Origin of the sequence: Rhodovastum atsumiense, assembly GCF_937425535.1 — a bacterium.
Lineage (GTDB): Bacteria > Pseudomonadota > Alphaproteobacteria > Acetobacterales > Acetobacteraceae > Rhodovastum > Rhodovastum atsumiense.
This window is the reverse complement of the sequence record NZ_OW485601.1, coordinates 3,718,759-3,740,523: the sequence shown is the minus strand read 5'-3', so window position 1 is coordinate 3,740,523 and position 21,765 is coordinate 3,718,759. Positions and strand designations below refer to the sequence as shown.

General features: G+C 69.2%; 19 protein-coding genes. 13 read left to right on the top strand and 6 right to left on the bottom strand.

Annotated elements, in window-relative coordinates; genetic code table 11:
• Positions 1 to 345 precede the first annotated feature (345 nt).
• The 5 genes from NBY65_RS17030 to NBY65_RS17010 all read left to right on the top strand — a co-directional run bounded on the left by NBY65_RS17030 (position 346) and on the right by NBY65_RS17010 (position 8,472).
• Positions 346 to 2,553 (top strand): hybrid sensor histidine kinase/response regulator, encoded by a 2,208-nt coding sequence (locus NBY65_RS17030; RefSeq protein ID WP_162530698.1) that lies wholly within the window; start codon positions 346 to 348, stop codon positions 2,551 to 2,553.
• A 150-nt stretch (positions 2,554 to 2,703) separates the two neighbouring features.
• Positions 2,704 to 4,275 carry an SGNH/GDSL hydrolase family protein gene (locus NBY65_RS17025; RefSeq protein ID WP_150042652.1) on the top strand — a complete coding sequence of 524 codons (1,572 nt, stop codon included), beginning with the start codon at positions 2,704 to 2,706 and terminating at the stop codon, positions 4,273 to 4,275.
• 101 nt (positions 4,276 to 4,376) lie between these two features.
• Positions 4,377 to 5,579 (top strand): NnrS family protein, encoded by a 1,203-nt coding sequence (locus tag NBY65_RS17020; RefSeq protein ID WP_150042653.1) that lies wholly within the window; start codon positions 4,377 to 4,379, stop codon positions 5,577 to 5,579.
• Positions 5,580 to 5,717: 138 nt separating this feature from the next.
• Positions 5,718 to 7,370, top strand: coding sequence for a hydroxylamine reductase (gene hcp / locus NBY65_RS17015; RefSeq protein WP_150042654.1), 1,653 nt, complete (start codon positions 5,718 to 5,720; stop codon positions 7,368 to 7,370).
• A 61-nt stretch (positions 7,371 to 7,431) separates the two neighbouring features.
• A complete protein-coding gene (locus NBY65_RS17010) occupies positions 7,432 to 8,472 on the top strand; it encodes a 2Fe-2S iron-sulfur cluster-binding protein (protein WP_150042655.1) in 1,041 nt (346 codons plus the stop codon).
• A 99-nt stretch (positions 8,473 to 8,571) separates the two neighbouring features.
• On the opposite strand, the gene NBY65_RS17005 is transcribed toward NBY65_RS17010, so the two are convergent.
• Both NBY65_RS17005 and NBY65_RS17000 read right to left on the bottom strand, forming a co-directional pair.
• Positions 8,572 to 9,957 carry a metallophosphoesterase family protein gene (locus tag NBY65_RS17005; protein ID WP_203330594.1) on the bottom strand — a complete coding sequence of 462 codons (1,386 nt, stop codon included), beginning with the start codon at positions 9,955 to 9,957 and terminating at the stop codon, positions 8,572 to 8,574.
• 27 nt (positions 9,958 to 9,984) lie between these two features.
• Positions 9,985 to 10,773 carry an IclR family transcriptional regulator gene (locus NBY65_RS17000; protein ID WP_150042657.1) on the bottom strand — a complete coding sequence of 263 codons (789 nt, stop codon included), beginning with the start codon at positions 10,771 to 10,773 and terminating at the stop codon, positions 9,985 to 9,987.
• Between the two features lie 213 nt (positions 10,774 to 10,986).
• On the opposite strand from NBY65_RS17000, the gene NBY65_RS16995 reads away from it, so the two are divergent.
• The 4 genes from NBY65_RS16995 (at position 10,987) to NBY65_RS16980 (ending at position 15,656) form a co-directional block, all read left to right on the top strand.
• Positions 10,987 to 11,898 (top strand): dihydrodipicolinate synthase family protein, encoded by a 912-nt coding sequence (locus NBY65_RS16995; protein ID WP_150042658.1) that lies wholly within the window; start codon positions 10,987 to 10,989, stop codon positions 11,896 to 11,898.
• A 74-nt stretch (positions 11,899 to 11,972) separates the two neighbouring features.
• Positions 11,973 to 13,262: an MFS transporter gene (locus tag NBY65_RS16990; protein ID WP_150042659.1), complete on the top strand. Its 1,290-nt coding sequence runs from the start codon at positions 11,973 to 11,975 to the stop codon at positions 13,260 to 13,262.
• A 56-nt stretch (positions 13,263 to 13,318) separates the two neighbouring features.
• Positions 13,319 to 15,040 carry a dihydroxy-acid dehydratase gene (gene ilvD / locus NBY65_RS16985; protein WP_150042660.1) on the top strand — a complete coding sequence of 574 codons (1,722 nt, stop codon included), beginning with the start codon at positions 13,319 to 13,321 and terminating at the stop codon, positions 15,038 to 15,040.
• Positions 15,041 to 15,203: 163 nt separating this feature from the next.
• Entirely contained in the window at positions 15,204 to 15,656 is a 453-nt protein-coding gene (locus tag NBY65_RS16980; protein WP_150042661.1) for a tellurite resistance TerB family protein, read from the top strand.
• Positions 15,657 to 15,775: 119 nt separating this feature from the next.
• Here the strand turns inward: NBY65_RS16980 and NBY65_RS16975 are convergent, their stop codons facing one another.
• Complete coding sequence (locus NBY65_RS16975) at positions 15,776 to 16,150, bottom strand: hypothetical protein (RefSeq protein WP_150042662.1); 375 nt, start codon at positions 16,148 to 16,150, stop codon at positions 15,776 to 15,778.
• 161 nt (positions 16,151 to 16,311) lie between these two features.
• On the opposite strand from NBY65_RS16975, the gene NBY65_RS16970 reads away from it, so the two are divergent.
• The gene (locus NBY65_RS16970) at positions 16,312 to 16,890 is read left to right on the top strand and encodes a DUF2975 domain-containing protein (RefSeq protein ID WP_150042663.1); all 579 of its coding nucleotides are present in this window, start codon (positions 16,312 to 16,314) and stop codon (positions 16,888 to 16,890) included.
• A gap of 39 nt (positions 16,891 to 16,929) precedes the next feature.
• Positions 16,930 to 17,136, top strand: a complete 207-nt coding sequence (locus NBY65_RS16965) for a helix-turn-helix domain-containing protein (RefSeq protein ID WP_456316134.1) — start codon at positions 16,930 to 16,932, stop codon at positions 17,134 to 17,136.
• A gap of 118 nt (positions 17,137 to 17,254) precedes the next feature.
• Here NBY65_RS16965 and NBY65_RS16960 read toward each other — a convergent pair whose 3' ends face one another.
• Together NBY65_RS16960 and NBY65_RS16955 are read right to left on the bottom strand one after the other, a co-directional pair.
• Entirely contained in the window at positions 17,255 to 18,007 is a 753-nt protein-coding gene (locus tag NBY65_RS16960; protein ID WP_150042665.1) for an SDR family oxidoreductase, read from the bottom strand.
• Positions 18,008 to 18,081: 74 nt separating this feature from the next.
• The gene (locus NBY65_RS16955; protein ID WP_150042666.1) at positions 18,082 to 18,918 is read right to left on the bottom strand and encodes an alpha/beta fold hydrolase; all 837 of its coding nucleotides are present in this window, start codon (positions 18,916 to 18,918) and stop codon (positions 18,082 to 18,084) included.
• Positions 18,919 to 19,153: 235 nt separating this feature from the next.
• Here NBY65_RS16955 and NBY65_RS16950 point away from each other — a divergent pair, with 235 nt between their 5' ends.
• Entirely contained in the window at positions 19,154 to 20,125 is a 972-nt protein-coding gene (locus NBY65_RS16950; protein WP_150042667.1) for a GlxA family transcriptional regulator, read from the top strand.
• A 25-nt stretch (positions 20,126 to 20,150) separates the two neighbouring features.
• On the opposite strand, the gene NBY65_RS16945 is transcribed toward NBY65_RS16950, so the two are convergent.
• Positions 20,151 to 20,894, bottom strand: a complete 744-nt coding sequence (locus NBY65_RS16945) for an HAD family hydrolase (RefSeq protein ID WP_162530699.1) — start codon at positions 20,892 to 20,894, stop codon at positions 20,151 to 20,153.
• Positions 20,895 to 20,971: 77 nt separating this feature from the next.
• Between NBY65_RS16945 and NBY65_RS16940 the strand changes: the two genes are divergently transcribed.
• On the top strand, positions 20,972 to 21,748 hold the full coding sequence (locus tag NBY65_RS16940) for an AraC family transcriptional regulator (protein WP_150042669.1): 777 nt from the start codon (positions 20,972 to 20,974) through the stop codon (positions 21,746 to 21,748).
• Positions 21,749 to 21,765 lie beyond the last annotated feature (17 nt).

The window sequence follows — 21,765 nt, the reverse complement described above, 5'->3', positions numbered from 1 at the left end:
CGACAGGCCGTCATACCGGGAGAAGCGGCCATGGGCCGGTACATCCCCACAATAAGAGAGAGATTTTTCCGGAAAATCTGCAAATCATTCTCGCAAGACTTCAGTTTCGTGAAGTCAATGCTCAAGCAAAAGCACAATACCATAGAATGAAACCACGCAAAAATATTCGCGTTTTACTTGACAGTTGGCGGCGCGCAGCGAGAATCCGCGCGCGTGCCGGCGCCCGCCACAGTGTTTGAAGGGATGGAGAGTTTTATGAAAAACATCACCAAGGCCCGGAAGCCAGGGTCACCTTCACATTCCTCAGCCAATGCCCCTTCGCTTCACCCCCCCGGACCACGCGGCATGATGGATCTTGCCGTCATGGTGCGTGACGATGGCGGCATCATCCGGCAGTGGTCGGACGGATGCCGGCGCCTCTATGGATGGGATGCGCTCGACGCCATCGGCCAGCCGGCGCATGCGCTGCTGCAGACCATCTTCCCGGTGCCGTCCGCCGGCATCGAGGCGGCGCTGCAGAGCGCCGGGGAATGGAGCGGCGAGCTGCGCCAGCGCCGGCGCGACGGCAGCGAGGTGATCGTCGCGGTGCACCAGGTGCTGCAACGCGACGCGGCGGGCGGCAAGGCCCAGGTGCTGGAAAGCATGACCGACATCACCCGCCAACGCCTGGCCGACACCGAGGCACGCGACAACGAGATCCGGCTGCGGCTGGTGCAGCAGGTCGGCGGCATCGCCTGGTCCGACCATGCCTATCCCGACGACCAGGCCCTGGTCTCCGAGGGGTTCGCGGTGCTGTACGGCCTGCCCCAGGGCCAGACCCACATCTCCGACCAGGCATGGCTGATGCTGGTGCATCCGGATGACCGCCTGCGCATGGCCGCGATCATCGAGCGGATGCTCGGCCATGGCGGCAGCACCGCGTCGGAATTCCGCATCCAGCGCGCCGATGGCTCGATCCGGTGGGTGTCGATGCGGGCCGAGGCGTTCCTGCGCCAGGACGGCAGCCCGCTGCGGCTGATCACCGCGCAGCAGGACATCACCGAGATCATGCTCGCCCGGCGCACGCGCTTCCGCGGCATCTTCGATTCCCAGTTCCAGTTCATCGGCGTGATGACCGACGATTCGCCGGGGGCCGAGCCGGCGGAGGCCACCGCGCCGTGGAACGCGGGCGAGGCCACGGCCGCGCCGCCGGAGCGGATGTGGCAGCGCCTCGGCCAGGCCGCCCGGGAAGTGGCGGGGGGCCGCCGGGACGCCCCTCCCGAAGACGCCGAGCGCCGCCTGCTGGTGGATTTCTCGCTCCGCTCGGTGCGCGACCCGGGCACGGGCGAGATCAGCTGGGTGATCGCCGAGGGCCAGAACCTCGCCGAGCGGCACGACCTGGCCGAGCGGATGGCGCAGGCGCAGACGCTGCAGGCGCTCGGCCAGCTCGCCGGCGGCATCGCGCACGACCTCAACAACATCTTCCAGACGGTGTCAGGGGCGGCCGACCTGCTCACCCGGCGGCCGGGCGATCCGGAACGGACCGGGCGGCTCGCGCGCCGGGTCGCCGATGCCGCCGCGCGCGGATCCTCGGTGGCGCAGCGCCTGCTGTCCTTCGCCCGCCGCGTCCCTGGCTCCACCGAGGCCGTCGAGACCGCCGACATGCTCGCCGGCATCCGCGAGATCCTCGCGCACACGCTCGGCCAAACGATCGACGTGCGGGCCGAGGTCGCCGCGGGGGCGCCACGCCTGGTGGCCGATCGCGGACAGTTGGAAACCGCCCTGGTCAACCTCGCCACCAACGCCCGCGACGCGATGCCGGATGGCGGCACGCTGGTGCTCTCGGCCGAGCCGGAACAGGTGGTGCCGGGCGTCCCGCATCCGGCCGGCCTGGCCCCGGGCAGCTATGTGCGGCTGAGCGTCGCCGACACCGGCGCCGGCATGGACGCGGCCACGCTGCTGCGGGCGAGCGAGCCGTTCTTCACCACCAAGCTCCCCGGCCAGGGATCCGGGCTCGGGCTGACCATGGTCCGCCGCTTCGCCGAGGAGGCCGGCGGGGCATTCCTGCTGTCCAGCCGGCCGGGGGCGGGCACCACCGCCGTCATGTGGCTGCGCCAGGCGGCGGAGCGTGCCGGGGTGGCGCCGGTCGCCGGCGGCACGACGGAGATGACGGCGCCCTCGCAGGTGATGCTGGTCGATGACGACGACATGGTGCGCGAGACGCTGGCGGCGGATCTCGAGGACCTGGGTGTCGCCACGCTGGCCGCCGCCGGCGGGCCAGAGGCGATCGCCCGGCTCTCCGCGGGCGAACCGGTCGACGCCATCGTGACCGACTACTCCATGCAAGGCATGGACGGGCTCGCGGTGATCCGCAAGGCGCAGGCGCTGCGCCCCGGCCTGCCCTGCTTCCTGCTCACCGGCTTCGCCGACCCCCGCGTCGCGCTGACCGACGCGGACGCCTTCACCTTCGTCCGCAAGCCGGTCGCGGGACGTGACCTCGCCGTCCGCATCACCGCGGCGGTGCAGAAGGCGCGGGCGAGCCGGCATCCCGAGCAGGCATCCGCGCATCATTGACGGCGCGGCGGTGGGGGCGGCATCCCGCCCCCACTCCTCAACCAATAAGAAAAACCATCAGAACCGATATAGAATCAGCGTCATTCCACCAAATAATCTTGTTTCATATGCTATGCATGGCTCACGGCACCCCAGTCAATTGGCGTGAACATGCCCAGAACTTCCGGTGATTTCACCAATCTCGTTGTCTTCGGCGACAGCCTGTCCGACAACGGCAACCTGTTCGCACGGATCGGCCAGCCACGACTGCCCTATTGGCAGGGGCGGTTCTCCAACGGGCCGGTCTACGCCGAGCAGTTGGCCGCATGGTCCGGGGCGCGCCTGACCGATGCGGCGTACGGCGGCGCCACCGCCAGCCCCGCGGCGCCGGGCACGGCGACCGATCCCGCCACCGGGCGAAAGCTGCCGATCAACCTGCCCGACCAGGTTGGCCGGTACATCGCCGGGTTGCACGGCGCCGCCCCGCCCCCCGGCACCGTGGCGCTGATCAATATCGGCAGCAACGACCTGAAGAATGACCTGGAGAGCGGCCAGGCGAAGGACCCGACCTCGGCGCAGGCCGTCCTCACGCGCAGCCTCGCCGCCATCGGCGGCGCGATCGCGCGGCTGCGCACGGCCGGCGTCGGGCCGGTCGTGCTGTTCACCCTGCCCGATCTCTCCATCACCCCGCGCGTCCGCGCCGCCGGGACCACGGCACAGGCCCAGACCCGCCGCCTCGAACAGGCGTTCAACGCCGGCCTGCGGCAACTGGCGGCGAGCGGCACGAATATCCGGCTGGTCGATGCCTCCGCCCTGTCGCAGGCGCTCGCCGCGGATCCGCGCGCCTTCGGGCTGGCCGACACCAGCGTGCCCTGGCTGACCCACGCCGCCGCCGGCCACGCCACGCTGGCGCCGAACCAGGTGCTGTTCTTCGACGACCTCCATCCGACGACGGCCGCACACGCGATCCAGGCGGCCTTCGCGCAGGCGGTGCTGGGCACGCGGGACGTGCAGCTTCCCGACGCGACCCGGAGCGTGGTCCAGGCGGCACCGGGCGGCAGCTTCATCTTCGCCGCCCCGCACGCGAGCACGGGCCTCACCATCGCGGGCGGACCGGGACCCGACACCATCTATGGCGGCGCCGGCGACGTCACCGTGCGGGGTGGCGCCGGGTCCGACATCATCTTCGCCGGCGCCGGCACCGCGCGGCTCGACGGCGGGGCCGGCGACGACGTGCTGGCCGCCAGCGGACCCGGCCGGCACACGCTGCGGGGCGGCGCCGGCGACGACCTGCTGATCGCCGGCCGCGACGGCAGCAACACGCTGGCCGGCGACGCGGGCGACGACCTGATCGTGTTGAAGGAAGGCGCCGGGCTGGTCCATCCCGACGGCCGCTTCGCCTTCGCGCCGCAAACGATCACCGGCGGGCCGGGGCAGGACACGCTGCGCTTCATTGTCAGCGACCGGGTACCCGCCGCCGAACAGGCGCTGGCCGCCGAGTTCCGCCGCATCGCGCGGGCCTTCGACGCCACCCGCGCCACCGGGGCGCATGTCCGGCTGGATGGGCTCGACATCTCCGGCATCGAACGGCTGGAATTGCAGGTCGATTCGGTTTCGACCGATCCGGCGACGCCGTACCGCATCACCCACGCCATCACGCTCTCGGCCGGGCACACGGCGACGGAAGGCCCGCCCGCCTCCCTGACGGCGTCCGCCGAGCACTGGGGACTGCTGACCGTCTGACCCCCTGCCGTCTGACGGCCCCGCCGTAATTGGTATTGACAATACCACATTACGGCGTAGGGTCCCCCGGCGTTTGGAATGCCGGTTGGGCCTGAAGCACCATGACAGCGATCCCGCGATACCGCCCCGTGGCCGGTCCGGCCCTGTTCTCCGCCGGGTTCCGTCCGTTCTTCCTCGCGGCGGCGATCTGGGCGGGACTGGCGATCCCGCTCTGGCTGGCCGCCATCGCCGGGTTCGACTTCGCGCCGATGCCCTCGCCGACCTGGCACGTCCACGAGATGACCTTCGGCTTCGGCGTCGCCACCGTCGCCGGCTTCCTGCTCACCGCCGTCCCCAACTGGACCGGCCGCATGCCGCTGCAGGGCGCGCCGCTGGTCGGGCTGCTGCTGCTCTGGATCGCCGGGCGGCTGGCGATGCTGGCCTCCGCGCGGATCGGCGCCGCGGCCACCGCCGGGCTCGACCTGCTGTTCCTGCCAGTGTTCCTGTGCGCCATCGGGCGCGAGATTCTCGCAGGCCGCAACTGGCGAAACCTGCCGGTGCTCGCCGCCCTGGCGCTGCTGTGCTGCGGCAATGCCCTGGTCCATGTCGGCCTGGTCACCGGCGCCGACACGGAAACCACCGGCAATCACCTCGGCATCGCCACGCTGCTGGCCCTGATCACCCTGGTGGGCGGCCGCATCATCCCGAGCTTCACCCGCAACTGGCTGGCGAAGCAGCGTCCGGACCTGCCGCCGCCGGCCGCGTTCGGCGCGATCGACCGCCTCGCCATGGGATCGACCGTGCTGGCGCTGGGACTCTGGACGATCCTGCCCGACGCGGCGGCGACGCCCTGGGCGGCGCTGGCGGCGGGGTTCGCCAATGCCCTGCGCCTCGCGCGCTGGCGCGGCACCGCCGTGCTGCGCGAGCCGCTGCTGTGGATCCTGCATCTCGGATATGCGTGGCTGGCACTTGGACTTTTGCTGTTGGCCGCAAGCCGCTGGACCGACCTGCTGCCCGCGACCGCATCGCTGCACGCGCTCACCGCCGGCGCCATCGGCACCATGACGCTGGCCGTCATGACCCGCGCCTCGCTGGGCCATACCGGCCGCCCGCTGGTGGCCGGGACGGGAACCACGGCGATCTACCTGCTGGTGACCGCCGCCGCGGGGCTGCGCCTGCTCGCGCCGATCGCCGGCGAGCAGTACCTGCTGCTGCTCACCCTCGCCGGCCTGGCCTGGAGCGGCGCCTTCGGCGGGTTCGTCCTGCTCTATGCCAGCCCGCTCGCCCGGCCGCGCGTGACGACAGCAGCGGTCCGTCCGATCTGAGGCATTTATAAAACTTCCTTTTCTCCGCGCAAAGAATTTGAAATCGACATTGACGGCATTCTGATATCGTTATATTGGTGTTTTAAATACCAATTTACAGACTTCCCCCTCCGTCCTGCACCCCAAAGGGAACCTCCGATGTTCTGCCATCAATGCGAACAAACCGCCCGCTCGGCGGACGGTGACGGCTGCGCCTCGACCCGCGGCAATTGCGGCAAGGACGCCACCACGGCCGACCTGCAGGACCTGCTGATCCATGCGGTCAAGGGTCTCGCGCAGGTCGCCAGGGCAGGACGCGGCGTCGGCATCGTCGATCGCGAGGTCGGCCGCTTCATCTCCCATGCCGTGTTCACCACGCTCACCAACGTCAACTTCACGCCGGCCCGCTTCATCGCCATGATCGGCGAGGCCGTCGCGCACCGTGAGCGCCTGCTCGATGCCATGCGCGCAAGCGGTGGCACGATCCCGGCCCTGGCCGGCCCGGCCACCTTCCGCCCCGCCACCGACCTGCTCGCCCTGCTGGCCCAGGCCCCCGCAATCGGCATCCGCGCCGGCGAGGACGTGGTCGGGCCGGACGTGATCGGGCTGCGCTCGCTGCTGCTGTATGGGCTGAAGGGCGTCTCCGCCTATGTCTACCACGCCCGCGTGCTCGGCGCCGAGGCGGACGAGGTCTATGCCGGTCTCGAGGACACGCTGGATTACCTGGCGCAGGACCCGACCGACCTCGAGGACATGCTGGCGCAGGCGCTGGCGCTCGGCCGGCTGAACCTGACCGTGATGGAGATGCTCGACGCCGCCAACATCTCCAGCTTCGGCATCCCCGAGCCGACCGTGGTCGCGGTGACGCCGCGGCGCGGCAAGGCGATCCTGGTGTCGGGCCACGACATGCTCGACCTGACGGCGATCCTGGAGGCCACCGCCGGCAAGGGCATCAACGTCTACACCCATGGCGAGATGCTGCCCGCCAACGCCTATCCGGTGTTCAAGAAATATCCGCATCTGGCCGGCAACTACGGCGGCGCATGGCAGGAACAGCAGGCCGAGTTCTCCGCTTTCCCCGGCCCGATCGTCATGACCTCCAACTGCCTGATCGAGCCGCGCCCGGCCTATCGCCAGCGCATCTTCACCACCGGCCCGGTCGGCTGGCCCGGCCTGCGCCACATCGAGAACCGCGACTTTGCCCCGGTCATCGCCGCCGCCCTCGCCTTGCCCGGCTTCACCGAGGAACCGCAGCCGCAGACCATCACCATCGGCTTCGCCCGCCACACCGTGCTCGGCGTCGCCGACAAGGTGATCGATGCGGTCAAGGCCGGCGCCATCCGCCACTTCTTCCTGGTGGGCGGCTGCGACGGCGCCGCGCCCGGCCGCAACTACTACACCGAGTTCGCCGAGGGCACGCCGCAGGACACCGTGGTCATGACGCTCGGCTGCGGCAAGTACCGCTTCAACCGCCACGAATTCGGCGACATCGGCGGCATTCCGCGCCTGCTCGACCTCGGCCAGTGCAACGACAGCTACTCGGCGATCCGCATCGCCGGCGCGCTCGCCGAGGCCTTCGGCTGCGGCATCAACGACCTGCCGTTGTCGCTGGTGGTGTCGTGGTTCGAGCAGAAGGCGGCCGCCGTGCTGCTGACCCTGGTGGCGCTCGGCGTGCGCAACATCCGCCTTGGCCCGACCCTGCCCGCCTTCCTCACGCCGACGCTGATCGGCGTGCTGGTCGAGCGCTTCGGCATCCAGACGATCACCACGGCGGAAGCGGACATCGCCGCCTCGCTGCAGCGCGCCGCCTGATCCCCGCCCCTGGGGCGCGGTATCCCCGCGCCCCAGGGGCCCTGCTTTGCCGAGAGTTCCGATGACCCAGCATCAGGTCGACCTGCTCACCCGCGACGGCCAGTCCGTCCGCTTCGACTGCGCCGAGGACGAGACGCTGCTCGACGGCGCCGCGCGCGCCAGCATCTTCCTGCCCTCCGTCTGCCGCAACGGCAGTTGCGGCGCCTGCCGCGTGACGCGTACCGGGGGCGAGGCCGTGCTCGATTCCTGCAGCGACGAGGCGCTGCCCACAGCGGCGCGAGCGCGCGGCGAGGTGCTGCTGTGCCGCACGCGTCCGCTCGGCGACCTCGCTTTGGCCGCGCCGTTCGACCACGCGGCGATCCAGTTCGAGCCGGTGCCGGTGCGCAACGCCACCGTGCTGGCCTGCGAGGATGTCGGCGGGGCGACGCGCCGCCTGCTGCTGGGCCTGGAGGACGACCCTGCCTTCGGCCGTGCCGCCACCTTCGCGCCCGGCCAGTTCATGGAACTCGGCGTGCCCGGCACGTCGCTGGTGCGCGCCTATTCCCTGGCCAATACCACCAACTGGGACGGCCACCTGGAATTCCTGATCCGCCTGCAGCCGGGCGGGCGCTTCTCCTCCTGGCTGCGCGACGCCGCCCGGCCGGGCGAACGACTGCTGGTGCGCGGCCCGCTCGGGGCCTTCACCCTGCGCGAAGGCAGCCTGCTGCCGCGCTTCATGGTCGCCGGCGGCACCGGGCTCGCCCCGATGCTGTCCATGCTGCGCTATCTTGCCGAATGCGGCGACATGACGCCGACCCATCTGTTCTTCGGCGTCAACCGCTTCGAGGACCTGTTCGGCCAGGACCTGCTGGCGGAGTTGAACCAGTCCCTGCCGGCGCTGACGGTGACCCCGTGCGTCTGGCAGGCCGATCCGTGCTGGAACGGCTTCGTGGGCACGCCGGTCGACGCGCTGCGCGGCGTGCTCGCCCATGTGCCGGGCGGGGCCGAGATCTATCTCTGCGGCCCGCCGGGTCTGGTCCGCGCCGCCGAGGACGCCGCCACGCAGGCCGGCGTGCCGGCGGAGCACATCTTCAGCGAGCGGTTCACCCCGGCCGTTACCTGATCCGATCCTGAAAGGTCACGCCGTCACGTAGGGCGGACGCAGTCCGCCAACGCAAGCCGGCCGTTGTGCGGAAGACTGCGTTGGCGGACTGCGTCCGCCCTACTCTTCCTTCACCGTGGTCATGAAGGCACGTAGGCCGGATCCCAGGAATTTGCGATCCGCAGGACCGGCCGGCGCGTGGCCGATGCTCCAGCGTTGCGGCCAGCTCAGCCGCTCCGCCCCCCAGGGCGAAGCGGCCATGAGCGATGACCATCGTGGCTCCGCGCCCAGGCGATACAGCACGCCACCGGGCCCCATCCCGGCATGGATGACGAGGTCGATGCTGAACGGCGCGCCAGCGGGAATCGCCGGGCCGTGCCAGGAATGCGGGCTACGGCGTGGCTCCGGGCCGATGATGACCGCCAGGCGCTGGTCCGACCCGTGCAGCCCGATCCAGAGCGGTGGCTGTATCCCGGGCTGGAAAGCGCAAAGCAGCGTCTGCGCGCCGCTGCTGCCCTTCGGCGCCGCGCGGCCGGTGAAACGGAAGGCAATGACCCGGTCCGCGGAGGCGGCACTCACCACCATCGCATCGCTCTCGCCCGCGGGCAGAGGCAGCCAGACCTCGCGCGGCGGCAACACGATCGGCCAGGACAGGCGCTCGCGCACGCGTCCGGCGGTATCGAACACCTGATAGCGCAGCCCGCCCCCGTCCAGCGCCGCCTGCACGCAATGCAGATACTCGATGCCTTCGGGCATGCGGTGCGTCGTCCCCGCGCCGGCGCTGCAGACCTGCAGCACGCCCCGATGCACCTGCACGTCGAAGGCCAGGATATGGCTGCAGAGATAAGCGAGCACGCCGCCCTCGACCAGCACATCCCAGAACGTCGCGGCATGCTCCGGCCCCACCTCGCGCTGATAGGCACCGGAAAAGCCGTTGACCGGGTGCACCGGATGGTGCCCGAGCACCAGCTTGTACCGCGCATCGCCCTGCGATCGCAGCACCCCGCGCAGCCAGTCCGTCTCGACATGCCCTTCGCCGCCCAGGCCACTCCAGAGCGTGTGCACGAACACCAGCAGCAGGTCGCCACGGCGCACCCAATAGGACAGGCCCTCCTGGCCGGGCGGGCCGTTGCGGGGCAGATGATCCAGCACCTCGCGGAACACCGCCTCGCTCATCGGGTCATAGGCAGTGTGGTTGCCGGTCGTGTGCCAGAGCGGGATCGCCTGCCGGTCGAGCCACCCCATCTCCCGTTCCAGCCAGTGGCGCCACTGCGCCCGCAATTCGTCCGGGTCAGCGGTCAGGCCGGCGATCTCGTCGCCCGGAAACAGGATGAAGTCGGGCGCGGGATCCAGACGGCGCAGCACCGCGTTGACGGCGGCGAAACTCGCCTCGTGCGGGGCGCCCGGAATGCCGGAACAGGCATCGGCATAGAGCACGAACTGATGCCCCGCCCCCCGCGGCAGCAGCGAGCGGATCGGGGCAGACGTTGCGGTGTCGGATATCACGTGCGAGTGCCCTGCCCCCATTCGTTTCTACGCGGCCTGATGCTGCCCCGGATGACCGAGATCCGTCGAGATCTCGCGCGCCGTCGCCGCGACACGGTCCGCCAGCGGCGCGAACCGGTCGGTGTCGATGTCGAGTACCGTGCCCACCGCGCTGATCGCCGCGACCACCCGCCCCTGCATGTCGCGCACCGGGGCGGCGACGCAGCGGATGCTCTCCGCATCCTCCTGGTCGTCAAAAGCCCAGCCCCGCGCACGCACTTCCCGCAGATGCGCGCGGAACAGCACCGGATCGGTCACCGTGTTGGCACAGCGCCGCACCCACTCCACCCGCTGCAGGATCGCCGCCTGCTCCTCCTCCGGCAGCCAGGCCAGCAACACCTTGCCCAGCGAGGAGCTGTGCAGCGACAGCCGCTTGCCGACCCAGGTGTTGACCCGGATCTGCCGCTGGCCTTCCACCTTCAGCAGGTAGATCGCCGCCATCCCCTCCATCACGCCGAGATGGCAGGTCAGTTGCACATCCTCCGCCAGCCGCCGTAGCGCCGGCAGCGCGATCCGCTCGATCGGCCGCTGCCCGGCCGCAACGGTACCGAGTTCCAGCAGCCGCAGGCCCAGCACGTAGCCGCGGTCGGGCAACATCTGCAGCGCCCCCAACTGGCACAGCGTGCTGATCAGGTGATGGCAACTGCTGTTGGGCAGGCCGAGCTTGGTACGGATCGCCGCGAAGCCGAGCCCCGGTTCGCGTGCCAGCAGATCGAGAATGGCGAAGCCCTTGGTCAAGGCCGGCGCCGCCGATTTCTCCTCCTCGTTCTGCTTCATGCCCGATCCTGCCTCATGTCCATGCCCACGCACCGATCCTCGTCCACCGACCTACCACCCGCGCAACCGGGCCGGCAATCACGCCATCCGCGCCTGCTACGCAGTGTTGCGGAGCGTCGGGAATGTCTTGTCGCCGAACAGAACCGCTGATAGAGTTTTGTCTACGGAATTCGAGTTCCACATATGGAAATCGACCGTTTTGGAGACACGTGCATGCCCCAAGCTGCACTTCGCGGCGTCATTCCGCCGGTTGCGACCATTTTCGACGACAACGGACAATTCCATCCGGCCGGCATGGGCGTCGTCATCGACCGGGTGCTCGCCTCGCCGGTCAATGGCATGCTGTTCCTCGGCAGCGCCGGTGAATTCGCCCATCTCGCGACGCCCGTGCGCAAGGCCATCGCCGAGTTCTGCATCGACCGCGTCGCCGGCCGCCGCCCGGTGATCGTTGGCACCGCCGCCGCCGGTACCGCCGAGGCGATCGATCTCGCGCGGCACGCCGAGAAATCCGGCGCGGACGCGATCATCGTCGTCAATCCCTATTACACCACGCTGTCCGAAGCGCGGCTGGAGGCGCATTACCGCGCCATCGCCGACGCGGTGGAACTGCCAATCCTGCTCTACAACTTCCCGGGCATGACCAAGCAGGAACTGTCGGTCGAGCTGGTGCAGCGCCTCGCCCTCGCCTGCCCGAACATCGTCGGCATCAAGGATACCGTCGACTGCATGAGCCACATCCGCCGGCTCATCGTCGAGGTCAAGGCCGCGCGCCCGGACTTCCTGGTGTTCTGCGGCTATGACGAGTACCTGCTCGACACGCTGCTGCTCGGCGGCGACGGCGTCATCCCCGCCAGCGCCAATTTTGCCCCGGAACTGACCTGCGGCATCTACGCGGCCCAGCAACGCGGCGACCTCGCCGCCATCGTGCCGCTGATGCGGCGCCTGGCCGTGCTGTCCAGCATGTACGCCATCGACACCCCCTTCTACGGCCTTCTGAAGGAAGCGCTGCGCCTGACCGGCAGCGACATCCCGACCGGGGTCGTCGCCCCCGCCACCCCACCCGATGCGGCGACGAAGCAGCGTCTCGTCGAGGTGCTGGTGCGCGCGGGCATCCTGCCCGGCTGATCTTGCCTCCGCCCGGTCCCACGCCACGCCAACGGGACCGGCCCCCCCTTTCCCCACACGACAGGACAATAACCGTGGAACAGCAGGACTCGCGCAGCATTCCCAGCGCGCGCTGGTGGCGCATCATTCCACCGGCCATCCTCGTCTACATCTTCTCGTTCATGGACCGCACGAACATCGGCTTCGCCATGGCCGGTGGTATGAACGAGTCGCTGTCGATGACCGCCTCGATGTCGGGCCTGGCCGCCGGCATCTTCTTCGTCGGCTACGTCCTGCTGCAGGCCCCGGCCGGCCACTGGGCCGAGCACCGCAGCGCCAAGCAGTTCATCGGGCTGTCCATCCTGGTCTGGGGCGGGCTGTCGATCCTGTGCGGCTTCGTGCAGACCTCGACCCAGTTGCTGGTCGTGCGCTTCCTGATCGGCGTCGCCGAAGGCGGCGTCTGGCCGGCGATGCTGGTGATCCTCAGCCACTGGTTCCCCAATGAGGAACGTGGCCGGGCCAATGCCTACTTCATCATGAACATCGCCATCGCCTCGATCATCACCGGGCCGCTCTCCGGCTGGATCATCAGCAGCTTCGGCTGGCGCTGGGTGTTCATCGGCGAGGGCCTGCTGTCGCTGCTGCTCATCCTGGTCTGGTACCCGCTGATCAGCGACACCCCCGCCAAGGCGAAGTGGATCTCGAAGGAAGAGCGCGAGTACATCGAAACGCGCCTGGCCGCCGAGCAGTCCTCGCTCAAGACCGACGCCCCGGTCTCTTATGGCGTGCTGCTGCGCGACTGGAAGCTGTGGAAGCTGATCCTGCTCTACTTCTTCTACCAGGTCGGCATCTACGGCTTCGCCATGTGGCTGCCCACGCTGCTGAAGGAACTGACCGCGACCGGCATGACCGGCATCGGCTTCCTCTCGATGTTCCCCTACATCGCCATGATTGCCGGGCTCTACGGCTTCGCCCAGCTCTCCGACCGCAGCGGTAACCGTCGCCGCTACACCGCCCTGCCGATCCTGGGCTTCGCCGTCTGCTTCCTGCTCTCGACCCTGCTCAAGGACCAGATCTGGGTGTCCTTCGGCTTCCTCGTCGCCTGCGGCCTGTTCATGCAGTCGGCATCCAGCATCTTCTGGACCATCCCGCCGATCATGTTCCCCGCCCAGGTCGCCGGCGGCGCCCGCGGCATCATCAACGCGATCGGCAACCTTGGCGGCTTCATCGGTCCCTTCGCGGTGGGCTGGTTCCGCACCAGCTTCAACAGCTATGACGCCGGCATCTACTTCCTGGTCATGATGCTGGGCGTGGGCTTCCTGCTCGCCATCTCGCTGCCCCGCGAAACCGCCGGCCGCCGCAAGCCGGTCCTGCAAACCGCCTGACGCAACCCGCCCGGTGGGACGGGTCCCCGTCCCACCGGAGCGAAAGGATCACTGCCATGCCTGAACAGAAATGCGCCCCGGTCCGTGACCTCTGGGCCCAGGTCGATGCCCTGATGATGGGCATGAACTGGACCGAAGAGGATCTGGAAAAGCCGCAGATCCTGATCGACGACGTGCAGGGCGACAGCCACCCCGGCAGCTACCATCTCGACGTGCTGAACGAGGAAGCCTCGATCGGCGTCTACGAGGCCGGCGGCAAGCCCGCGAAGTTCCACGTCACCGACATCTGCGACGGCTGGGCGCAGGGCCATGACGGGATGAACTTCATCCTGTGCTCCCGCGGCATCATCGCCGACATGGTGCAGATCCATGCCTCGGTGATCCCCTGGGACGGCATGATCCTGCTGTCGGGCTGCGACAAATCCACCCCCGCCCACCTGATGGCCGCGGCGCGGATGGACATCCCGACCATTCATATTCCCAGCGGCGCCATGCGCTCCGGCCCGGGCAACTCCACCTCCGGCCTCGCCGGCCCGCTCTCGGCGCGCAAGAAGAAGGGCCAGGTGCAGCCGCGCGAGCTGCAGAACTACCGCCTGACCGGCTGCCCCTCCTGCGGCGCCTGCCAGTTCATGGGCACGGCCAGCACCATGCAGTGCATGTCCGAAGCCCTCGGCCTCGCCTTGCCCGGCACCGCGCTGATGCCCGCGACGATGACCGATATCCGCCGCATGGCCCGCTCGGCCGGCAAGCGCATCATGGACCTCGCCGCCCGCGGCCTGACCGCGCGCAAGATCATGACCGAGGCGGCGCTGCGCAACGCGATGAAGGTGCACGCGGCGATCGGCGGCAGCACCAACGCCTATATCCACATGCCCGCGATCGCACATGAACTGGGGCTGAAACTCGACCCGCGCGAATTCGACCGCATCGGCCAGGAAGTGAAATACCTCACCTCCATCCAGCCCAGCGGCAAATACACCGCCGAGCTGTTCTGGTTCGCCGGCGGCGTACCGATGATCCAGTGGCTGCTGCGCGACCAGCTCGAACTCGACGCCATGACGGTGACCGGCCGCCCGCTCGGCGAGAACCTGGAGATCCTGCAGCGCGACGGCTTCTTCGACCGCTGCCGCAGCCACCTCGCCAGCTTCAGCATCGCCCCCGACGACGTCATCCGCCCGCTGGAGAAATCCACGAAGTACGGATCCATCGCCGTGCTAGGCGGCAACCTCGCCCCGGACGGCGCCGTGGTGAAATACTCCGCCATCGCCCCGGCGATGCATCGCCACGTCGGCCCCGCCGCGGTGTTCGACAGCGAGGAACAGGCCCAGACGGCGATCGTCGGCGGCAAGATCAAGCCAGGTGACATCGTCGTCATCCGCTACGAAGGGCCGAAAGGCTCCGGCATGCCGGAAATGTTCATGACCACCGACGCCCTGCTCTACGACGCGACGCTGAACGGCACCGTGGCGCTGGTCACCGATGGGCGCTTCTCGGGCGCCTCCAGCGGGCCCTGCATCGGCCATGTCTCGCCCGAAGCCGTGGACGGCGGACCCATCGCCCTGATCGAGAACGGCGACCTGATCGAGATCGATATCCCCGGACGCACCCTGCGCATCATCGGCATCGCCGGCGAACAACAGGACCCTGCCCAGGTCGAGGCAACACTGGCGGCACGACGGGCCACCTGGAAACTGCCGGAACGGCCGGCGCGCAAAGGCGTGCTCAAGCGCTATACCGAGGGTGCGGTTTCGGCGATGGCGGGTGCTTATCTGCCTTAGGCAAGAAAAAGCAGGCAAGGCCAGGGCTCTGCCCTGGACCCGGCAGGGGCCACAAGGCCCCTGCACCCCATTCGCGCTGCGCGGCACAGCGTGTGGAATGAAACCAAACCCCTTCTCCCGCTTTCGTCATGTCGAGGGACAAAACCCTGAGGGAGACCCCGACATGACCATCTGGGACACGCTCACCAACACGGCATCGAGCATCCGCAAGGGACTGAGCGACGAACTCAGCCGCTATCGCAGCCAGGGCTTCCTGGACGCCGTGGCGGCGGCCTGTGCCCTGGTCTCCACCGCGGATGGCAGCATCAGTGCGGCGGAAAAGGAGAAGATGCTGGGATTCATCCGCCAGTCGGATGAGTTGAAGGTCTTCGACCTGCAAACCGTGATCGACACCTTCACCCGCTTCGCCGGAAAGATCGAATTCGACTTCGCGCTCGGGGCCAGCGAATGCCTCGCCACCATCGGCAAGCTCAAAGGCAAGACCGAGGCACGGCTGCTCGTGCGCGTGTGCATCGCCGTCGCCGGCGCTGACGGCAGCTTCAGCGACGACGAGAAGAAGGTCGTGCGGAACATCTGTACCGAACTCGGCATCGACCCGAAGGACTTCGATCTGTGACGTTCTCCGCCTGCCCGCTGCCGGGCAGATGAGAAGCCTGCCCACGCATTCGCCTTGTCCCGGTGCCGCCCGGCCGGCAGCATCGGGACGAAGCAAGCGAATACCCCGCCACCCCGCCGTCAGGGGCAGGGATATTTCGCGATCAGAAGATCGACGATGACCGGCGTCGCTTCGGCCTGCCCCCAGCCTGCCTGGTCTGGCGCGGCCCTGTGGAACGCCTCCATCAACTCCGCCCCGTCCAGGCTCCCCGCGGCCGGCTTGCAGTACAGGCGGTGCCCGGTCAGCTTCTGCACGCGATCGTTCATCACCGCCATCGTCTCCACGAGCCCGCTGACATAGGCCCCCATCCGCTCACGGATGGCCGGGTCCGCGCCGGCCTTCTGCAGCGCCTCGGCCACCATCGCGATGCTGACCTTGCGGCTCGCACTCCGCGACGGCGGATCCGCCATGGCCTCGCATGGCGGCACACCGGCCACAATGACGGCCAGCATCATCAATCCGGCCTTTCCCATCGGCAGCCTCCATCCTCGATATTCGATGCCGGGCCGGATAGGCCCGCAACTGCTTATTGTAAAGCATCAAAAAATTATTGAATTACGATAATTCGCCTGCTAATGGCGGTCGCATCGCACGCTTTCCCATCAGGAGCCCGCCGATGCACACCGCCCAACCCGAGCTGCCGACAACACCATCGCGCCATGTGCGTCGCCTGAGCCTGCTGCTGTCGCTGGCATGCCTCGTTGCCATTCTGGCATTGCCTGTCCTCGTGATCGGGAAATGGGCCACCGCCGAGCCGACCGAGCTTTACCGGATGGTGGTCGCGGCCAACGGCTCGGCCCCGGTGGCGAACCTGCCGGACCGGCTCGACGCGTGGCAGCGCGTCCTGGGCGTGATGCTGGCCATGGTCCCATGCGCGTTCACGATGCTGGCCCTGGGGCACGCCCGCCGCTGCTTCGGCCTGTTCGCCCGCGGCGTTTGTTTCGATCACCGGATCGTGAGCGCCCTGCGTGGCTTCGCCGGCGGCATCACGCTCTCGGTGGGGCTGGAATTCCTGATGCAGGCGCCGCTGAGCGCGCTGTTGTCCTGGCACAACCCGGTCGGACACCGCTTCATCACCTTCGGCATCGGCACCGAGCCGGTGCAATCCCTGCTCTTCGCCGGCGCGGTCTGGATCATCGCCGCGGTCATGGCCTCGGCCGAGGCGCTGGCGCAGGAGAATGCCGCGTTCGTCTGACGCGGCACGCCGATGCCAATCATCGTCACGCTGGATGTCATGCTGGCGCTGCGCAAGGTCAGGTCGAAGGATCTGGCCGAGCGCGTCGGCATCACCGAAGCCAATCTGTCATTGCTGAAACAGGGCAGGGTCAAGGGCGTGCGCTTCGAGACCCTGGCCGCGATCTGCGCGGAGCTGCAATGCCAGCCGGGTGATCTGCTGCGCTTCGTCCCGGATGAGCCTGCCCCGCCCGGAAGCAAAACATAAACCAGACAGCGGCCACACCTGTCTTTCGCAAGGGATCCAAGGGCCTCCGGCCCTTGGTGGAGGTCCAGGAGGCAAAGCCTCCTGGCGAACGGTCCGCTGCGCGGACCGATGCGGCGGGTCAGCCCCGTGTCGCCAGCCGCCCCCATTCCTCCAGCCCGATGCCGCCGAGGCGGGCCTCGCCCAGTGGCACCAGCGAGAATTCCTCGACCCGTCCCCCGAAATAGCGGGCTTCGGGATCGCTCACCACCTTGCGCGGATCGCCCTTCGCCTGCAGGTGTCGCGCCACGATCCCGTCCAGGGGCGCGCGCTCCGGGCCGGCGATTTCGACGATGCCGTTGCGGGGCGGCGCCAGCGCCAGTTCGGCCACGATGGCGGCCACGTCATCGGCGGCGATGGGCTGGAACAGGCCAGGCGACAGCCGCACCGTGTCGCCCTCGGTGCCCGCGGCGGCGATGCCGTCGAGGAACTCCAGGAACTGGGTGGCGCGGATGATGGTGTAGGGAAGGCCGGACTCCCGGATCAGCCGTTCCTGCACCAGCTTGGCGCGGAAATAGCCGTTGTCAGGCATGCGGTCGACGCCGACGATCGACAGGCAGAGATGGTGCCCGACCCCGGCCGCGCGCGCCGCCGCCAGCAGATTGTGGCCCGCCGTCTCGAAGAAGGCCAGCACCGCCGCGTCTTCGAAGGACGGGGCATTGGCGAGGTCGACCACCACCTGCGCCCCGTCCAGGGCTTCGGCGAGGCCCTCGCCGGTGAGGGCGTTCACCCCCGCGCGGGGCGAGGCGGCGACGACGGCATGGCCCGCCGCGCGCAGGATCGCGGCGACCCTGGCGCCGATCAGGCCGCTGCCGCCGATGATGACGATCTTCATGATCTTTGTTCCTTCCGGCTTGCCGGGCAGCCGCCCATGGCCGACACCTCGGCCGGCCATGGGCGACGCGTCCGTCAGCCTTTGATGAAGGCGAGCAGATCGGGGTTCACCACGTCGGGATGCGTGGTGCACAGGCCGTGCGGGAAGGTCTCGTAGACCTTCAGCCTGCCCTGCTTCAGCAGCTTCACCGACAGCAGCGCCGAATCCGCGATCGGCACGATCTGGTCGTCATCGCCGTGCACCACCAGCGTGGGTACGTCGATGGCCTTCAGGTCCTCGGTGAAGTCGGTTTCGGAGAACGCCTTGATGCCATCGTACTGCGCCTTGGCGCCGCCGATCATGCCCTGGCGCCACCAGTTCTGGATCACGCCCGGCGACGGCGTCGCGCCGGGCCGGTTGTAGCCGTAGAACGGCCCGCTCGCGATATCGAGGTAGAACTGCGCGCGACCCGCGGCGAGCTGGCTGCGGAAACCGTCGAACACCTCGATCGGCAGCCCGCCGGGATTGGCCTCCGTCCGCAGCATGATCGGCGGCACCGCGCCGATCAGCACCAGCTTCGCGACGCGACCCTGGGGCTGGCCGTGCCGGGCGACGTAGCGGGTCGCCTCGCCACCACCGGTGGAATGACCGATATGCACCGCGTTGCGCAGGTCAAGGTGCTCGGTCACGGCGGCGGCATCGGCCGCGTAATGGTCCATGTCATGGCCATCGCCTACCTGGGTCGAGCGCCCGTGGCCGCGCCGGTCATGCGCGACGACGCGATACCCCTTGTCCAGGAAATAGAGCAGTTGCGCGTCCCAGTCGTCCGCGCTCAAGGGCCAGCCGTGATGGAACACGATCGGCTGCGCGTCGCGCGGCCCCCAGTCCTTGTAGAAGATCTCGACGCCGTCCTTGGTGGTGACGGTGCTCATCGCTGTGGTCCTTTCCCCTTATGGATTGCTTCCGCTGGTTGCACGGGCGGCTTCCAGCGCACCGGACAGTGCCCTCGCCACCGGGCCGGCGGTGGGAAACTCGCCGCGAGCCGGTTGGGTTTTTCGGGAATGCCCTGCCGTGCGCCCCGGCCGCTCCGTTGCCCTGCTGAATTGACACGCAGGCTACAGGGCGGCACCCATGTCGCATAGGACATAAACCCCCCGGATTTCGGCCATGCCCCGCCATGTCTGCTTCCTCGTCTACCCCGGCTTCGTGCTGATGGATCTCGGCGGGCCGCTCGAAGCGCTTTCAACCGCGGGCGACATGTCCGGAGGTGGCTACCGGTTCTCCGTGGTCTCGATGGCGGGCGGGATGGTGCGCGGTTCCAGCGGGCTGGAAATCGCGACGACGGCGCTTGCCTTCGAGCCGATGGACACCTTCATCGTCGTCGGCGCGCCGCGGCCGCCGGACGGCGCGTGGCTCAAGGGGATGGCGCCGACCATCGCCAGGGCGTCCGGCCTCGCCCGCCGTACCGCCAGCGTCTGCACCGGCGCCTTCCTGCTGGCCGCCGCCGGCATCCTCGACGGCCGGATCGCCACGACCCACTGGCACTACGCGCCGAAGCTGCAGGCGCGCTATCCGGCGCTGCGCGTCGACGGCGACCGCATCTTCACCCGTGACGGCCCGGTCTGGACCTCGGCGGGGATGTCGGCCGGGATCGACATGGCGCTTGCCCTGATCGAAGAGGATCTCGGCGCGGCGATCGCCCAGGCGGTCGCGCGCATGCTGGTGGTGTATTACCGGCGTCCGGGCGGGCAGTACCAGTTCTCGTCGCTGCTGGAGTTCGATCCGGGGTCCGACCGGATCCGTCGCACGCTCAGCTATGCGCGCGAGCACCTGGCGACGGACCTGTCGGTGACGCGCCTCGCCGAGGTCGCGAGTCTCAGCGTGCGCCAGTTCGGCCGCGCCTTCGCCGCCTCCACCGGCATGACCCCGGCCAAGGCCATCGAGCGCCTGCGCGTCGAGGCGGCGCGGCCGATGGTCGAGGACGGCCGCCGCAGCTTCGACGAGATCGCCCGCCTCACCGGCTTCGGCGATCCCGAGCGGATGTGTCAGGGCTTCCTGCGCGTCGTCGGCCACACTCCGCTGGAGCTGCGGCGCCTGGCGCGGCAGGGCGCCGCCGTGTCGGAACGCCAGATCGCCTGAGCCCGCGGCGGCACAGGCATCGGGATCACCGGCCCCGGAGTGCGGCCGGGCAATTTGCCGCCATGTCGGAGATGATTCGCAGCACGCGGACCGGATCGGTGAAATCCGGCACGACGGCCGCCCCCTGCCCGGCCAGGGCCTCCGCTTTCGCCCCGGTGCCGACGCCGAGGAATCCCAGCCCGAGATGGTCGGCGGCCTGCAGGTCCCACAGGCCATCGCCGACCGAGATCACAGCAGCCGGCCTCCCGTCAGGCGCGATGCGTGCCGCGGCGATGGCGGCGCTGACGATCTCCTCGCGGGAGAGGAATTCCGATGCGGTGACGAGGGCGGGCTCGGTGAAGGCGATTCCGATGGCGCGCAGCTTGGCCCGCGCCGGAGTGCGCAGCCCGCCCGTCGCGAAGGCGACGGCCCAGCCGGTCGCCCGCACCAGCGCGACGAAGGCGGCCGCGCCCGGGATCTCGCGGATCGGATGCAGTGGGCAGAGCCGCGCGAACGCATCCTCGAACCGGGCGAAGAACCGGTGCCGGTCGGCTTCGGCGGGGTTCCCGCGGCCCGCGCGTTGCCAGGCTTCGGCGAAGATGCCGCTGTCCGTGTGGTGGCGGTAGCGGGACCAGTCCGGTTCGAGCACCGGGAAGTCGAAGGCGTCCAGGGCGACACGCATGGCCGCCTGATGCAGCGTAACCGTGTCGGTGAGCGTGCCGTCGATGTCCAGCACGACCAGGCCGGGGGAATTGGGGGACCGGGACGATCCGGAGGGTGAATTCCGCATGCCCGACAGGCTAGACAGCAGCGGCGGAGGCCGCTTGCTCCGGCACGCCATCCCCTTTCGCGAACCGGCCAGGATCGATGACGCCGAAAAGCACGAACCGGGAGGACTACCAGCATCTGCCCCAGCCGGTCGGGGCGATGCCGAAGGAGTATCCGGCCGGCCATGTCAGCGCCCGCCACAGCCACCAGCGGGCGCAGCTTGTGCACGCGACCAGCGGGGTGATGGAGGTCGAGGCCGACGGCCGGCGCTGGGTGATCCCACCCGGGCGGGCACTCTGGCTGCCGCCCGGAATCGCGCATGCGACCCGCATGCACGGCGCGGTGTCGCTGCGGACGCTCTACATCCGGCCCGGCCACGAGCCGGAAGGTGCGCCGGCCGGCCTCGGCTTCGTCCGGGTCTCGCCGTTGCTGCGTGAACTGGTGGAGCGTGCCTGCGCGCTGCCGGTCGCCTACGAGGGCTCGACGCGGGCGCGGCGGACGGTGGAGCTGATGCTGCAGGAATTCGAATGGACGCGGGAGCCGGGCCTGCCCCGGTTGCGGGCTGCCGATCCCCGCCTGCAACGCATCCTCCGGGGCATGCAGGCCGATCCGGCATGCCAGAGGTCCCTCGATGAATGGGCCGCGTTGGCCGGGATCTCGCCGCGCAGCGTTGCCCGGCTGTGCCGGTGTGACCTGGGCATGACCTTCGCGCAGGTGCGGCAGCATCTGCGGCTCCGGGCTGCCCTGCCGCGCATCCTGGCCGGCGAGGCGGTCACCACCGTCGCGCTGGACGTGGGCTACGAGACCCCGGCCGCGTTCTCCACCCTCTTCCGCCGTGTCCTGGGGGTGCCGCCGTCGAAATACCTGCAGGGCTGACGCGCGTCCGCTTCGGC